The sequence below is a fragment of the Streptomyces sp. NBC_00457 genome, from assembly GCF_036014015.1.
Classification (GTDB): Bacteria; Actinomycetota; Actinomycetes; order Streptomycetales; family Streptomycetaceae; genus Streptomyces.
Genome location: NZ_CP107905.1, coordinates 4069805 through 4085213 on the forward strand (window position 1 = coordinate 4069805; position 15409 = coordinate 4085213).

At 70.7% G+C, this 15409-nt stretch carries 10 protein-coding genes; 5 read left to right on the forward strand and 5 right to left on the reverse strand.

The features are described from left to right. Positions 1-184 precede the first annotated feature (184 nt). On the reverse strand, positions 185-2332 hold the full coding sequence (locus tag OG828_RS18280; protein ID WP_328501721.1) for an ABC transporter family substrate-binding protein: 2148 nt from the start codon (positions 2330-2332) through the stop codon (positions 185-187). Positions 2333-2597: 265 nt separating this feature from the next. On the opposite strand from OG828_RS18280, the gene OG828_RS18285 reads away from it, so the two are divergent. The 4 genes from OG828_RS18285 to OG828_RS18300 are packed head-to-tail and all read left to right on the forward strand — an operon-like array spanning position 2598 to position 6479. Next, positions 2598-2888: a hypothetical protein gene (locus OG828_RS18285; RefSeq protein ID WP_328357554.1), complete on the forward strand. Its 291-nt coding sequence runs from the start codon at positions 2598-2600 to the stop codon at positions 2886-2888. Positions 2889-2941: 53 nt separating this feature from the next. Continuing rightward, positions 2942-3778 carry a hypothetical protein gene (locus OG828_RS18290; RefSeq protein ID WP_328357557.1) on the forward strand — a complete coding sequence of 279 codons (837 nt, stop codon included), beginning with the start codon at positions 2942-2944 and terminating at the stop codon, positions 3776-3778. Then, a complete protein-coding gene (locus OG828_RS18295) occupies positions 3778-5706 on the forward strand; it encodes a fumarate reductase/succinate dehydrogenase flavoprotein subunit (protein ID WP_328501722.1) in 1929 nt (642 codons plus the stop codon). The genes OG828_RS18290 and OG828_RS18295 overlap by 1 nt, the downstream gene beginning before the upstream one ends. Further along, a complete protein-coding gene (locus OG828_RS18300) occupies positions 5703-6479 on the forward strand; it encodes a succinate dehydrogenase/fumarate reductase iron-sulfur subunit (protein ID WP_328357563.1) in 777 nt (258 codons plus the stop codon). The genes OG828_RS18295 and OG828_RS18300 overlap by 4 nt, the downstream gene beginning before the upstream one ends. Here OG828_RS18300 and OG828_RS18305 read toward each other — a convergent pair. Then, positions 6471-7397, reverse strand: a complete 927-nt coding sequence (locus OG828_RS18305) for a class I SAM-dependent methyltransferase (RefSeq protein WP_328438708.1) — start codon at positions 7395-7397, stop codon at positions 6471-6473. The two genes, OG828_RS18300 and OG828_RS18305, sit on opposite strands and share 9 nt — an antisense overlap. A gap of 140 nt (positions 7398-7537) precedes the next feature. After that, the gene (locus OG828_RS18310) at positions 7538-8671 is read right to left on the reverse strand and encodes a hypothetical protein (RefSeq protein ID WP_328501723.1); all 1134 of its coding nucleotides are present in this window, start codon (positions 8669-8671) and stop codon (positions 7538-7540) included. Between the two features lie 85 nt (positions 8672-8756). Between OG828_RS18310 and OG828_RS18315 the strand changes: the two genes are divergently transcribed. Next, the gene (locus OG828_RS18315; protein WP_328501724.1) at positions 8757-10970 is read left to right on the forward strand and encodes a hypothetical protein; all 2214 of its coding nucleotides are present in this window, start codon (positions 8757-8759) and stop codon (positions 10968-10970) included. 83 nt (positions 10971-11053) lie between these two features. On the opposite strand, the gene OG828_RS18320 is transcribed toward OG828_RS18315, so the two are convergent. Beyond that, positions 11054-12265 carry an RNA-guided endonuclease InsQ/TnpB family protein gene (locus OG828_RS18320; protein ID WP_328438712.1) on the reverse strand — a complete coding sequence of 404 codons (1212 nt, stop codon included), beginning with the start codon at positions 12263-12265 and terminating at the stop codon, positions 11054-11056. A 395-nt stretch (positions 12266-12660) separates the two neighbouring features. After that, positions 12661-15336, reverse strand: coding sequence for a SpoIIE family protein phosphatase (locus OG828_RS18325; RefSeq protein ID WP_328501725.1), 2676 nt, complete (start codon positions 15334-15336; stop codon positions 12661-12663). Positions 15337-15409: the final 73 nt, after the last annotated feature.

Consider the following 15409-nt stretch of genomic DNA (forward strand, 5'->3'; position numbering starts at 1 on the left):
CGGGCTGAACATGCCACGGCCTTACCCCATCGTACGGGGGTCCCACGGTGCGGGCCTCCGCGGGACGGTGTGACCTGAGCAGCGGAATGCCTCCACTCCTGGTCAGGCCCCTTTGGCGGCTACCGAGTCCGCCCCGCGACCGAGGCGGACGGTCCAGCTTTCCGCGTGCCCGATGCTGAGCCGTTCAGCTGCGGGGCTTTGCGCTCGCCGACGCCTTCGCCCCCTTCTTCAAGAAGCCCATGTCCTCATACCCCGGCGTCTGGAAGCCGAAGGCGCCTGCGTTGACCAGGTTCTTCTTCGCTGCTGTCAGTTGGGGGCGCTGGTAGAGGGGGATGGAGGCGGCGGTGGCCCAGATGCGGGAGTCGGCCTTGCGGATCAGGGAGCGGGACTCGGACTCGTCGAGTGTGGAGAGGGCCTGGTCGAAGAGCTGGTCGACCTGGTCGGTGCCTACGCGGGTGTAGTTCTGCTCGACGTTGAGGGAGCCGTCGGCGGCGGGGACGGGCTTGGCGTAGATGGGGCGGGCGTCGGTGGCGGGGAAGGCGGAGGAGGGCCAGGAGTAGAGGGCGAGGTCGTACTCGCCGGAGGCGATGTGGTCCTTGAAGTAGCTGTCGTCGGAGACCTTCTTCAGCTTCGTACGGATGCCCACCCGGTCCAGCATCCGCCGGATCCGGTCGGCCACCGTGCGGAGGGTCTCCGCGCCGTCGCCCGTCGGCAGGACGAAGGTCAAGGTGAGCGGCTTGCCGTTCTTGGCGAGCGGGCCGGCCGGCGCGACGGCGGGAGCGGCGGTGCCCATGGGGGCGTACGCGCCGGGCGCACCGCCCTGCTTCAGCTGCTGTCCGCCGTCCTGGGCGAAGTGCTCCTTGCGCTTCTCGGGCTGCTTCTTCTCCCGGTCGGCCTCGCCCGGCGCCTTGTGGTCCGCCGCCCGCGCCTTGTTGTCGTCGCCGACGATGTACGTCCCGTCGTCGCCGCCCTGCGACTCGTCCTCGGACTTCCTTCCCTTGGAGCCGGCCGCCTTCTCGCCCTTCTCCTGCGGCTCCGTGACGGGACCGCCCCGCACCCACCCGGCGTCCGCGAGCAGCGCCTGGGCCTCCTTGGTGTCCTGGCCGCCGAGGGCGTCGCTGTTGTCGGCGTAGGCGGGCTGGCCGGAGAGGGCGAGGTGGCTGCCGACGGGGACGGCGGGCAGGCCCAGCGGCTTGAGGACGGCCTTGGCCAGTTCCTCGCGGTCGAGGGCGCGGGCCACTGCGCGGCGGACGCGCTCGTCGGCGAGCGGGCCGTCGGCGCCGTTGAGGGCGAGCTGGGTGTAGGCGGGCTCGAAGGACTTACGGACCTCGAAGCCGCGCAGGGCCGCCGCGTCGTCCGAGCCGTCGGGGCCCTGGAGCGGGGTGGCGGTGCCCTGCGGACGGGCCGCGAGGACGATGCGGTGCGCCAGGCCGGGCTCGATCTCGGCCAGGTCCAGCTTGCCCGCGGCCAGCTCGTCGGCCCGCTCGTCGCGCGGTACGGCACGCAGCTCGAGCTGGGAGAGCTTGGCGGGCCGTCCCCACCAGCGCGGATTGCGGGTGAGGGTGATCCGGTCGGCCTTGCGGTCGATCTTCTTCACCAGGAAGGGACCCGCCGTGACCTTGAGCTTGCGCCGCGCTCCGTCGTTGAAGGAGTCCGGCGTGCCCATGACCTCCTTCGGATACAGCGGTGTGAACAGCGACCGCCAGTCCGCGTAGGGCCGGGCGAAGGTGACCTTGACCTCGAGGTCGTTGGCGCCGCGCTGGATCCGCTCGATGCGGTCGTAGCCGGCGTTGCGGGCGGTCCAGTAGGAGCTGTCCTTCCCGGACAGGGCACGCCACTGGGCAGCGAAGTCGGCGGCGCCGATCTCCCGGCCGTTGCTCCACACCGCCTGCTGGCTGAGCTTGTAGAGGACGACCTGCTTGGGCTCGGTGTCGACGACCTTCGCGGACTCCAGGTACCCCGGGTTGATCTCCGGGCTCCCCTTCGCGTCCAGCCGGAACATCGATGGCAGCACGGCCTGGGCGACACGGCTGGTGGTGGCGTCGGCGTCGGCCTGGAAGGTGTTCAGGGTCTCCGGTACGGAGTCCACGGCCCAGCGCAGGGTGCCGCCGTCGGCGACCTGGGCGCGGGCGGCGGGCACGATGTCCTGCCGGGCGAGCGGCTTGCCGGCCGGGTCCTTGGAGCTGCAGCCGGTCAGCGCGAGGGCGCCGGCGCTGAGGAGGGCGGTGGTGCTGCGAACGGCCGTCGATCGTCTGCCGGCGCATCGTGGCTGGTCGCGCAGTTCCCCGCGCCCCTGCGGGGCGCTGCCCACACGCAGCTGAGAGTAGGACATCTCTTACCTCCGGGGGCCACAGGGCGTTATGATCACTTTTGGCGGTATATGGAGCTGATCACACGTATGCGGCCACTGAAGAGGAAAGGGTTCGGCAACGCGGTGCGACACGGCGACGTGGGGATGGAAGCCCACCCACTCGGCCCAATGGACCTCAGCCAATCGATGCACACGCCTTCCCACCGGCAGGTGTGACGCGCAACACTCGCAGGCGCATGAACGTTGCCGCCCAAGGCCGCCCGGCCTACGGAAGTGAGGAAACGTCATGTCCGTGCACGACGAACTGACGTCCATCCAGCGCAGCCTCGACGACCTGTCCAGGTCCGTCAGCCGCCTGGAACAGCAGATGGGCAGCGGCGGGCTGGACATCCGCCGGGTCCGCACCGACTGCGATCACCTGCGTGAGAGCGCCGCGCTGCTGAAGGCGGCGGCCTCCGCCCCCGCGGCGCCCAAGCGCCCCGATCTCGTCACCATCCCCGACACCCCGTACGACAACGCTCTGTGGATCGACACGGACGACGAGGGACTCGGCGCCCGTGACCGCCACGCCCCCTGAACCCTCGAACCGATCGAACCGTTCGAGCCGATCGAACCGACCGGAGTCCTGAGTTGGCCACTGGTACGGAACCACCGACAACTGAACCCCATCCCGTCGGCGGCGGCGTACGCACCCGTACGCGCGCCGCGATCGACGCCCCGCATTTGCGGACCGACCGCTGGTGGCTGGCGCCCGCCGTCACCACGGCCGGTCTGCTCGCGTTCATCGTCTACTCGACGTGGCGGGCCTTCGCCGACACGCACTACTACGCGGCGCCGTATGTCTCGCCGTTCTACTCCCCCTGTCTGGCGGAGCGCTGCGAGCCGATGCACGCCGGACCCAACTGGGAGATCTTCGGGAGCTGGTGGGGTATCTCCCCCGCGATCATCATCCTGATCTTCCCGCTCGGCTTCCGCCTGACCTGCTACTACTACCGCAAGGCCTACTACCGGGGCTTCTGGGCCTCGCCCCCGGCCTGCGCGGTGGCGGAGCCGCACAAGAAGTACTCCGGTGAGACCCGCTTCCCGCTGATCCTGCAGAACATCCACCGGTACTTCTTCTACGCCGCGATCCTGGTCGCCGGGATCCTGACGTACGACACCGTGCTCGCCTTCCGCGACGAGAACTACGAGTGGGGCCACATGGGCCTCGGCACGCTCGTCTTCCTGGTCAACATCGTGCTGATCTGGGCGTACACGATCTCCTGCCACTCCTGCCGGCACATCGTCGGCGGCAAGCTCAAGCACTTCTCCAAGCACCCCGTGCGCTATCGCATGTGGCAGTGGGTGGGGAAGCTGAACAACCGTCACATGCTGCTCGCCTGGGCGTCGTTGGTGAGCGTCGCGCTCGCCGACTTCTACGTGTATCTCGTCGCGTCCGGGGCCTTCGACGATCCGAGGTTTTTCTGATGTCCGTGGTGGACCGGCAGGAGTGGGACGTCGTCGTGGTCGGCGCCGGGGGCGCGGGCCTGAGGGCCGCGATCGAGGCGCGCGAGCGGGGCGCCCGTACGGCCGTGATCTGCAAGTCGCTGTTCGGCAAGGCGCACACGGTGATGGCGGAGGGCGGCATCGCCGCCGCGATGGCCAACGCGAACCCGCACGACAACTGGCAGGTGCACTTCCGTGACACCCTGCGCGGCGGCAAGTTCCTCAACCAGTGGCGGATGGCCGAGCTGCACGCCCAGGAGGCGCCGGACCGCGTGTGGGAGCTGGAGACCTGGGGCGCCCTGTTCGACCGTACGAAGGACGGCCGGATCTCCCAGCGCAACTTCGGCGGCCACGAGTACCCGCGCCTCGCCCACGTCGGCGACCGCACCGGCCTGGAGCTGATCAGGACGCTCCAGCAGAAGATCGTCTCCTTGCAGCAGCAGGACAAGAAGGAGACGGGGGACTACGAGTCACGCCTGAAGGTCTTCCAGGAGTGCACGGTCACCCGGGTCTTGAAAGACGGCAATCGAGTCTCCGGAGTCTTCGCCTACGACCGTGAGACCGGCCGCTTCTTCGTCCTGGAAGCGCCCGCTGTCGTGATCGCGACGGGCGGGATCGGCAAGTCCTTCAAGGTGACGTCGAACTCGTGGGAGTACACGGGCGACGGGCATGCACTGGCATTGCTCGCGGGCGCACCCCTGCTGAACATGGAGTTCGTGCAGTTCCACCCGACGGGCATGGTCTGGCCGCCGTCCGTGAAGGGCATCCTCGTCACGGAGTCGGTGCGCGGCGACGGAGGGGTGCTGCGCAACTCCGACGGCAAGCGGTTCATGTTCGACTACATCCCCGACGTCTTCAAGGAGAAGTACGCCGAGTCGGAGGAGGAGGGCGACCGCTGGTACGAGGACCCGGACAACAACCGGCGCCCGCCCGAGCTGCTTCCGCGCGACGAAGTCGCCCGTGCGATCAACTCCGAGGTCAAGGCCGGCCGCGGCTCCCCGCACGGCGGCGTGTTCCTGGACGTGTCGACGCGGATGCCCGCCGAGGTGATCAAGCGACGGCTGCCGTCCATGTACCACCAGTTCAAGGAGCTGGCCGACGTCGACATCACGGCGGAGGCGATGGAGGTCGGGCCGACCTGTCACTACGTGATGGGCGGCATCGCGGTGGAGTCCGACACGGCGGCCGCGCGCGGGGTGCCGGGGCTGTACGCGTCCGGTGAGGTGGCCGGCGGTATGCACGGCTCCAACCGGCTGGGCGGCAACTCGCTCTCCGACCTGCTGGTGTTCGGACGCCGGGCGGGCTGGCACGCGGCGGAGTACGCGGCGGCGCATGCCTTCGAGCGTCCGCCGGTGGACGACGTCCAGATCGACGCGGCGGCGGCGGAGGCGCTGCGCCCGTTCTCCGCGGAGGGCCCGGAAGAGGGCACGCCGGAGAACCCGTACACCCTCCACCAGGAACTCCAGCAGACCATGAACGACCTGGTCGGCATCATCCGCCGCGAGGGCGAGATGCAGCACGCGCTGGACAAGCTCGCCGAGTTGCGCGTACGGGCCCGGCGGGCCGGTGTCGAGGGGCACCGCCAGTTCAACCCGGGCTGGCATCTCGCCCTGGACCTGCGGAACATGCTGCTGGTCAGCGAATGCGTGGCACGGGCGGCGCTGGAGCGCACGGAGTCACGCGGCGGCCACACCCGCGAGGACCATCCGGCGATGGACCGCAAGTGGCGCAACATCAACCTGCTGTGCCAACTGGCCGACCCCACCGGTGGGTTGGCGGCCACGGACCCGGTGCGCGGCCAGATCGACCTGCTGCGCGAGACCACCGAACCCATCCGCTCCGACCTGCTCGCCCTCTTCGACAAGGAGGAGCTGGTCAAGTACCTCGCCGAAGAGGAGCTCTACGAGTGAGCAGCTACGAGGCCCGCTTCAAGGTGTGGCGGGGTGACATCAAGGGCGGCGGCCTGGAGGACTTCAAGGTCGAGGTCAACGAGGGCGAGGTGGTCCTGGACATCATCCACCGCCTCCAGGCCACGCAAGCGCCCGACCTGGCCGTCCGCTGGAACTGCAAGGCGGGCAAGTGCGGTTCGTGCTCGGCGGAGATCAACGGCCGGCCGAGGCTGCTGTGCATGACGCGCATGTCCGTCTTCACGCCGGACGAGACGATCACGGTCACGCCCCTGCGCGCCTTCCCGGTCGTCCGCGACCTCGTCACGGACGTCGGCTTCAACTACACCAAGGCGCGCGAAGTGCCCGCCTTCGTACCGCCCGACGGTCTCGGACCGGGCGAGTACCGGATGATGCAGGAGGACGTGGACCGCTCGCAGGAGTTCCGCAAGTGCATCGAGTGCTTCCTGTGCCAGGACACCTGCCATGTCGTCCGCGACCACGAGGAGAACAAGACGGCGTTCGCCGGGCCCCGCTTCCTCATGCGGGTCGCGGAGCTCGACATGCACCCGCTGGACGCCGCCACCGAGTCCGGCCTGGACCGCAAACGCACCGCCCAGGACGAACACGGTCTCGGCTACTGCAACATCACCAAGTGCTGCACGGAGGTCTGCCCCGAGGGCATCAAGATCACGGACAATGCGCTGATCCCCTTGAAGGAACGCGCGGTCGACCGCAAGTACGACCCCCTGGTGTGGCTGGGGTCGAAGATCCGCCGACGGCCCTCGTCAGGCTGAGGCCGCGCGCAGATACCCCGAGTGGGCCACCTGCCCCAGGTAGGTGAACCGGGTGTCCGTGGTCATGTGCTTCTCGAAAGCCTCCTTGATCCCGGGCCACTTGGGGTGCCCGAAATCGTCGAGTACGACGATGCCGCCGGGCGCGACGATCTGCTCGGCCCACTCCAGGTCGGCGGCGACACCGGCGGCGGAGTGGTCACCGTCGACGATGACCACTCCGTAGGCGCGGTCGGCGACCAGGGCGCGCACCTCGGGGTCCTCCGAGAAGCCCTGCTGGATCCGGGCGGCGGCACCGGCCGCGCCCGCGAGGGCCAGATTGGTGCGTACGGCGGCGCCGTTCACCGGGGTGCCGGAGGCGTCGGTGCCCATGGTGGCGCCGGGCTGCAGCTGCGTACCGGCGAGCGGATCGACGATGGTCAGACTGGGCGCACGCCCGGCCCGCTCCATCATCCGGATGAGAGCGGCGCCGAACATCCCGTACAACGTGCCGATTTCAAGGATCTCGTCGTTCGACGGATCGAGGAGCGGTACGGCGGACAGCTTGCCGACGATGTTCATCGTGCCGCCCGCGATACGGCCGACGCCGAGCGCCTCCAACGCGATGAGCAGCCGGAACGCCTGGGCCACATTGCGCTCGGCGGCATCCCTGTCCACGCCGGACACCTCCACCAACTCCGCGATGGTGCGGTTGAGATGAGGCGCCGACGGCAGCCGCGACGCGCCCCGTCCGGTCCCGTCGAAGAACAGCTCCAGTGGCCGCTGACGGTTACGCAGCTTCTTCAGTTCCTCCTGCGTCACGTCGGCCCGGGCGGACTCCTGGACCACACGGCGGACTTGACGTTCGATGCGCTGGTCGATGAGTTCGGCGATCGGGCGCAGCGCGCGCCGGGCGGCCTTGCTGGTGATTAGCGCTCGCATGAATGTGCGACCTCACAGGGATAGGAGATGTGGACCCTAGGGGCGGTCACAGCACGTCCACAACAAACTAAAGGACCCCTGTGGGGAAAGTTCGCATGACGAATCGATAACGGAACGGTCACGTTGAAGGAAGATGCTGGTCAAGGCTTGTTGACCCAGGCAACCCGGTACGCCGTCCAGTCATCCGCGGTCGCCGCGAAGTCGACGTAGAGCGCCACACCGAAGTTGCGGCGGTCCGCGTCCGTGCGGGACAGACCGAGGCGGACACCGCGGACGGCGGCGGGCGCGGTCTCGGCGTGCGCCCAGTGTCCGAACCGGTTCTCGTGGAAGAACGGCAAGCCCATCAGGAGGTCGGTGGTGGGCGGGGTGACCTCCAGAGCGAGAGAGGCCTGCTGGGCGACATAGCCGCCGTAGGTGCTCTCCAGCGGCTGCATGGTGTCGTACGACATGACGGCGATCTGGTCGACGCGGCGGGCCACCTGGCCGAAGAACTTCTGCGACCACCACTTCGGGTGGCCGGTGGTCGTGCCCCAGAAGGAGTGGAAGCCGGGGAGCGGGTCGATCTGGTGGGCGGCGACGGAGAGTGGCGCATTCTGGGCGCTCGTGACGCGGTGCAGGGCGTCGAGGAGCGTGAGGTAGTCGCCGTCGTCCGAGTGGAGGGGCTCCAGGTCGAAGTGGACGCCGTCGAAGCCGGCCGCGAGGATCTGACGGGTCGAGCCGACGACCGCCGCGCGCGTCTCCGGCCGCTCCAGCCGCATGCCGCCCGGGCTCTCGGTGGCCAGCACGTCACCGAGCCAGGCCTGCACCCGGATGCCGGGCATCTCCTGGTGCACCGCGTCGATGAACCAACGGGCCCTCGGATACGACGACTCCGGCAGCGTTCCGTCGTGTTCCAGGGGGCCCGCGTGGACGTAGAGGTCCCTGATGCCGGTGGTGTCGAGTTGCCGGGCGAGTGCGGTCACGTCGGCATCCTTCTTACGGCCGTCCACCCAGGCGTGGCCGAGCCAGATCGCGTCGCGGTTGCGGGTGTGGGTGCCGGGGGCCATGTCGCCGGTGTGGTTGATGTAGAGGGCTGCTTCGGCGGTGAGGGTGGGGAGGAGGATGAGCAGGAGGGCGGCTAGGACGGTGCGGCGGGTCCGGCGGAGCCATTTGTTCCCACCCGCACCACCCGTGCGGCTTTCGTCGTCGGGTGCGGGTGGCCCCTGTGGGGGGTTCTCACCGTCGGCGGCTTTCGGTTCGTCTTTGCCTTCTGCGTCAGCCGTCGGTTCGTCCATCCCGTATCCCCTCCCCCATCGAAGCCCCACCCCACCCGACGTCCCCCGCTCGCGCGCCCGCATACCCGGTCATACGCTCCGAAATGTGACGTCATCCTTGATCCGGAACCGGCAGCGGCGTGCCGCCGTGCGGGTGGCGCGTGCCGGGCTGGGCGGTGCGACCGGGCTGGTGTGGTTTGTGCTGCCGGGGATGACGATCAGTGCCGATGATCCGGTTCCGGCGGCCCGGGCGGGGACGGTCGTGCAGGTATCGCAGGAAGTGGACGAGACGTCCACCGCCGACCTCGTGCTGCCGCTCGTTGCAGCCAGTGCGGCGGTCGGACTGGCCGGGTACGCGTATCTACGGCGGACAAGGCGGGCGCGTACACGGACGACGCCCGGCGGCGTTCCCGTCGTCGTCCCGCCGCCGCCCCTCGCCGAACTCGACGAGCAGGCCCGGGCGTTGCTGGTCGAGGCCGATGACTGGGTCCGCACCAGCCGTGAGGAACTGGGGTTCGCGGAGGCACTGTTCGGTACGGCGGCCGTTGCGCCCTTCGCGCGGGCCGTGCGGGACGCGGAGGGTGAACTGTCCGCCGCCTTCCGGATGCGGCAGCAGTACGACGACGGAGTCCCGGCCGACGGTGCGTCCCGGCGGCATGCGCTCGCCGGGATCGTCGGGCGGTGCCAGGAGGCGGGGCGGCGGCTGGACGCGGAGGCGGCCGGGTTCGATCAACTGCGTGGCCTGGAGCGGGGTGTGGGCGAGGCGCTGGAGGTCGCGGAGACCCGGTTCCGGGAACTGACGTCCCGCACGGCTGCCGTGCAGGCCACCCTCGCGGACCTCGGCAAGCGGTACGCCCCGTCCGCGACCGCCACCGTCACCGGCCACGTCGAACAGGCCAAGGACCGCCTCGTCTTCGCCACGTCCCGCCTCAACGAGGCCCACCAGGCCGCCGACTCCGACGAGAACGACCGCGCGGCACAGCACCTACGCGCCGCCGAGAGCGCCATCGCCCAGGCCACGGCCTTCCTCAACACCACCGACCGCCTGGCCCAGTCCCTCACCGAGGCCGCGACCATCGTCCCAGCCACCCTCACCGGCGCGGAGGTGGAGCTTGCGGGGGCGCGGGGGTGGCTGGCGGAAGCGGAGGCCGGGATGGAGCCAACGGGCGGAGACAGGGGCATGAGCGGGACGGAGACTGAGCCGGGCGACGGGGCGGACTGGACGCCTGGCAGCTGGGCAGTCGGCATCAGTACGTGGGCGAATGACGGGGCGAGCGGACCGGGCTTGGCGTCCGATGGCGAGGTCGGCAGGGCGCCTGGGCGCGGGGCGGGCGGGGTGGGCACGCCCGCCGACGACGGGGCGGGGGCACCGGGCGGCGGGGAAGGCGGCGGCAGCACACCGAGTGACGGCGAGGCGGAGGGCGGTGAGGCGGGCGGGCCAAGCTCGCCGGCCGATCACGGGGCGGGCGGCAGGAGGCGGGAACACGCACCGGGCAGCCCAGGCACGCGGAGCGACGTCGGAACCGGCAGCCCGGGCTCGGCCACCGGCGGCGAGGCGGGCGGGGTGGGCGGGGTGGGCGGGGTGGGCACGTCAACCGGTTACGGGGCGGGCGGGGCGTCCGGCGGCAGCGTGCCGGGGGTGATTTCGGGGGGTTCCGTTGGGCCCGTGGGTGGGGTTTCGGGGATGGGTGTCGGGGAGTTGCGGGCGCGGATTCGGCATGCTGACGGGGTGCTGGCCGGCGTACGGGAAGAGGTGGTCGGTGGGTCGTACGATCCGCTCGATGCTCTGCGGCGGATCGTGCGGGCGGTTGTGGCGGTGGAGTCGGGGCGGGTGGGGGTTCTGGCGGCGGCTGCCCTGCTCGCCGCGCGGGAGTCGGTCGGGCTTGCGGACGGGTTCGTGGTGACGCACCGGGGTGCGGTGGGCGGTGAGGCGCGGACGCGGCTGGCGGAGGCGGTGCGGTTGCTCGCGGCGGGGCCGGAGGAGCGGGTGGCGGCCGGGCTGCGGGCGCGGGCCGGCGTGGACCAGCGGCGTGCGCCTGGCCTGGGGCGAATGCCGGCGGCCGCGCGCACCATGACCGGCGATCGCGTCACGGCCGACACCCTCGCCCGGCACGCCCACGCACTCGCCGAGCAGGACGTCCGTGTGCACGGCAACCCGGTCGCCGGGGCCGCGGAGCGCGAACTGGGCGTCGGCGGGGCCCTCCTCGGCGGGATTCTGCTGGGCGGCGCCCCGGACTGCGGCCCGCCCGCAAGCTTCGGCGGACCTCGCACCCGGGCCCGCCGAGGCGGCAGCACAGCCACGTCAACTACCCGTCGCTGAAGCGACGGGCTTGCTGCTCGGGTTCGCCGATGGCTTCGGTGGTCCCGGCTGCGTCCAGCTCTCACACTCGATGGTGTCGCCGGTCAGGCGATGAGGGTGAGGGCAGGGGCCTGTGACTCGGCCCCGCGAACCCACGCGTACCAGCCGCGGTGGCTGATGTTGTGGGACGCGTTGCGGTCTGCGTGCTCAGCGAAGCCGCACGACCGGCAGACGAACACGGCCTGAGAGGGCCGGTTGGCTTTCTCGATGTGGTGACAGCGGGAGCATTCCCGGCTGGTGTACGCCGGATCGGCGTACACCACCGGGACCCCGGCGCGTTTCGCCTTGTAGGCGATGAACGCGCCGAGCTGGTGAAACGACCAGGAGTGCAGCGTGACGCGCTGGGGCTTTCTCAGCCGTGCCCGTCCGCGGATGCCCGTCAGGTCTTCCAGGGCGATTCCGCGACCGGTGCGTTGAGCCTCCGCCACGATCTGCTTGCTGATCTTGTGGTTGATGTCGCGGGCCCGGCGTTTCTCCTTGCCCGCGTGCTTCTTCGCCCGCCGTTTGGCGGACTTGGTGTTCTTCTTCTGCAGCTTGGTGCGCAGTTTCCGGTCTGCTTCACGGCGCCGGTTCAGGCGGCGCCCGCTGTGCCGCTTGCCGGTGGAGGTGGTGGCGATGTTGACGATGCCCAGGTCCACCCCGACGAACCCCACCGGGTGTGCGTTCCCCTCGGCCTCGGCGATGTCGCAGGTCACCAGCAGATACCACTGCCCGCCCCGGCACAGCAGATCGGACTCACCTTTGCGGTGCGCGGCTACTACCGCCAGGTGCCCCGGCTCGCCGGTGAACGCGACGTTCTTCATCCGCCCGGCCGTGGTCCAGATCGACACCGTGCGCTGCTTGTGCTGCCAGGACAGCATCCGGTCGTCATAGGGCTGCGCGGCGTCCGCGCGGAAGGTGACCGGCTTGCCGGCCGCCTTCTCGTACCGCTTGGAGCCGGGCTTGCCGTGGTTTCCGTTACGGAGGTTGGCGCGCAGCGTGGTGTAAGCGTCGCAGGTCTTCTTGATCGCGTGCTGGGCGGCCTGCGCACCCAGATTCCACCGGGTCTTGATCTGCTGGTAGGTGTGCTTGCGCAGGGCCAGGGGTTTGGCCGCCTTCTCCTGGAAGGCGACGTGGGCGGCCCAGGTGGCGGCCTCGTTGCAGGCATGCAGGGTCGCTTCAAGTGCCGCCGCCTGTACGGGCGTCGGCAGGAGTTTGACCCGCACCACCAGCTTCACGACCATGAACGTACACACCCGTACGAGCAGCCACCGCATGTTCCCCTCCCCTCACCCGAACGAGCGACCAGCCCCCGTCTCACGGCCACAGCACCAACGCGGCCCGGCTCCGCCGGGAAGTCACCTGGCCGCTTCACGGCCCTGTCGCCTCCGGCCCGATTCCGCGGCGCTCCGCACCGCCACCACCAGATGCGATTCCTCCCGGGCGTGAACGCCCGGGGTTCCTCGCAAGAACAAGCTGAACGCCGAGCCGACCCGGCCAACCCGAGCCCAGCCGACCCGAGCCGAGCCCAGCCGACCCGAACCCAGCCGAGCCGGCCCAGCCAACCCGAACCCAGCCAACCCGAACCCAGCCGACCCGAGCCGAGCCCAGCCGAGCCGGCCCAGCCAACCCGACCCGACCCGGCCAACCCGACCCGAGCCGAGCCGACCCCTCAGAACAGACTCAGCAACGCCTCCGCCGGATCCGCCAGCCCCGTCTCCCCGTCCGGCAGCGGGAGTTCGAACCACACCGTCTTCCCGCGTGGCGTCCGCCGCGAGCCCCAAGCCGCCGACAGCAGGCCGACCAGTTGCAGCCCCCGGCCTCCCTCGTCCGTGTCGCGGGCGCGGCGGCGGCGGGGCTGGACCAGGCCGGCGTCCCAGACCTCGCAGACGAGCGTGCGGTCCAGGAGGAGCCGTAGCCTGATCTCCCCTTCGCCGTAGCGCAGCGCGTTGGTGACCAGTTCGCTCACCAGCAGCTCGGCCGTGTCGACCAGCGGCTCCAGGTCCCAGCTCAGCAGCTGCCCGCGCGCGTACTCACGGGCGCGGCCGACGCTGCGGGGCTCGCGGGGGAGCGTCCAGTCGCCCACGGAATCGGCCGGCAGGCCCTGGACCCGGGCCATCAGCAACGCGATGTCGTCCTCGCCGTGGTGGGTGTCGAGGGTGTTGAGGACGTGGTCGCAGACGTCCTCCAGGGGAGCGGACGGGTCCGTCAGCGCGCCGACGAAGGCTTGCAGCCCCTCGTCGAGGGGATGATCGCGGGATTCGACCAGTCCATCCGTGTAGAGCGCCAACAGCGCACCTTCGGGTAGTTCGACCTCCACCTCCTCGAAGGGCTCCCCGCCGACGCCCAGCGGCATGCCCGGCGGCACGTCCAGCATCAGCGCGTCCTCACCGGGCTCGACCAGGACGGGCGGCAGATGGCCCGCGTTCGCGAAGGTGCAGCGCCTGGTCACCGAGTCGTAGACCGCGTACACGCACGTCGCCAGATACACCTCGGACAGATCCGCCTCACGCGGGCGGCGGGCCGCGCGGGTCGCCTGCTGGACACCGCCCGGCGCCCCCAGGCCCCGCGCGATCTCGTCCAACGCGGAGAGGACCTCCGCCGGTTCGAGGTCCAGCAGGGCCAAGGTGCGGACGGCTGAGCGGAGTTCACCCATCGCCACCGCCGCCCTGAGCCCGCGTCCCATCACGTCCCCGACCACCAACGCCGTACGGTGTCCCGGCAGTTCGATCACGTCGAACCAGTCTCCGCCCACCTCGCTGGGCCGGTCGGCCGAGGAGTTGCCGGGCAGATAGCGGCAGGCGATGTCGAGGCCGGAGGCCACGGGGTCGCCCGGCGGGAGCAGGGACCGCTGCAGTATCAGGGCCCGTTCGTGCTCACGGCGGTACAGCCGCGCGTTGTCGATGCAGACCGCCGCCCGCGCCGCCAGCTCCACCGCCAGCTCCCGGTCCCGGTCGCCGAACGGCTCGCTGCCCTTCGTACGGGAGAACTGCGCGAGTCCTACGACGGTGTCGTGGGCGACCATCGGGACGGCGAGCGTGGACTGGACGAGGCCGCCCTCCTCGGGCGGGACGCGCCGCGGCTTGGCGGTGCGCAGGGCGTCCGCACAAGGGGAGTTGAAGGGGTAGTGGTGGACGGCCCCGACGGCGACCTGTGTGCCGCCGCTGAGAAACGGCGCGTCGGAGACCGCGCTGGCATAGGCGACCCGGCGCAGCGCCGCGCTGCCGTCGGCGAGCCCGGGCGGGGTCTCGTCGCCGGCCAGCAGGCCCTGGTAGAGGTCGACGGTCGCCAGGTCGCAGAAGCCGGGGACGACGACGTCGAGGAGTTCGCGGGCCGTGGTCTCCAGGTCGAGGGAGTTGCCGATCCGGGCGCCCGCTTCATTGAGAAGGGCGAGATTGCGCCGGGCGGCCGCGGCCTCGCGGGCGGCGGCGCGGCGGGCGGTGATGTCGGTTCCGAGCCAGGCGATGCCGATGGGGCGGCCGGTGCCGCTGTGTACGCGATAGAGGTTGATGGACCAGTGGCGGCGCTCGTCGGAGCCCGGCAGAAAGCCCGTGACATGCATGTCCGTGATGGTCTCGCCGGTCTCCAGGACTCGGCGCAGCACCGCCGTGACCCGTTCGGCCTCCGGCCGGGTCAGATAGTCGTGGACGCCGAGCCCGCGGTGGTCGTCCGGGGTGCCACCGAAGGTGGAGGCGAACCGCTGATTGGCGCGGCGAACCCGCAGGTCGGAGTCGATGAGCAGAAAGCCGAACGGAGATTGGCCGAAAATGGCCTGCGAGGCGGCGAGGTCGGTCTCGATGCTGCGGAGCGTGCGGACGTCGACGACGATGCAGACCGCGGCCTTCTCACCGTCCTCGGTGCGCGTCGGCATGACATAGACCTCGGCGAGGGCCTCGCCGCCCTCCCCGTCGGCCGTGTCCGGCTTCCGGAAGGGGATCACACCGGTCCACTCCCGGCCGTCGAGGATCTCCGCCATCTTCCGCTGGCCCTGCTCATGCAGGTCGGGGTCGACGAACGCCTCGATGGGATCCATGCCGAGGGCCCGCTCGGCCGGGATGCCGAAGAGATGCTCGGCGCGCAGGCTCCACTGGTCGACGAGGCCGTCGGCGCCGATGGAGAAGGACGCGACCTTGATGTAGTCGTAGATGGAGCCGGGCGGGCTGCTCTGCCACATGGCGTCACCGGGGCGTGTGTCGGCGGACGGCACAGCGCCGGAAGACCCGTCCTCGCCGGGCCGCCCGGCGCCGGAGGCTCTCGTCGCGTCGGCCGCGGCGGCAGCCGCGGCTCCCGTCCTCGCGCCGCCCGACGGGTCCTTGGACTCCGTGGCCTTCGCTGGTATCTCGCTCACGCGAACCGTCCCCTCCAGCTCACCGCGCCCGGCACCGGTCACCGGGGGCGGCTGCCCGCAGTATCCAGCACTA

What these genes read in the sequence shown, in the direction of transcription:
- OG828_RS18295 (WP_328501722.1), top strand. Translation starts at nt 3,778, where the DNA reads ATGTCCGTGGTGGACCGGCAGGAGTGGGACGTCGTCGTGGTCGGCGCC.
- OG828_RS18280 (WP_328501721.1), bottom strand. Translation starts at nt 2,332, where the DNA reads ATGTCCTACTCTCAGCTGCGTGTGGGCAGCGCCCCGCAGGGGCGCGGG.
- OG828_RS18320 (WP_328438712.1), bottom strand. Translation starts at nt 12,265, where the DNA reads ATGCGGTGGCTGCTCGTACGGGTGTGTACGTTCATGGTCGTGAAGCTG.
- OG828_RS18310 (WP_328501723.1), bottom strand. Translation starts at nt 8,671, where the DNA reads ATGGACGAACCGACGGCTGACGCAGAAGGCAAAGACGAACCGAAAGCC.
- OG828_RS18305 (WP_328438708.1), bottom strand. Translation starts at nt 7,397, where the DNA reads ATGCGAGCGCTAATCACCAGCAAGGCCGCCCGGCGCGCGCTGCGCCCG.
- OG828_RS18285 (WP_328357554.1), top strand. Translation starts at nt 2,598, where the DNA reads ATGTCCGTGCACGACGAACTGACGTCCATCCAGCGCAGCCTCGACGAC.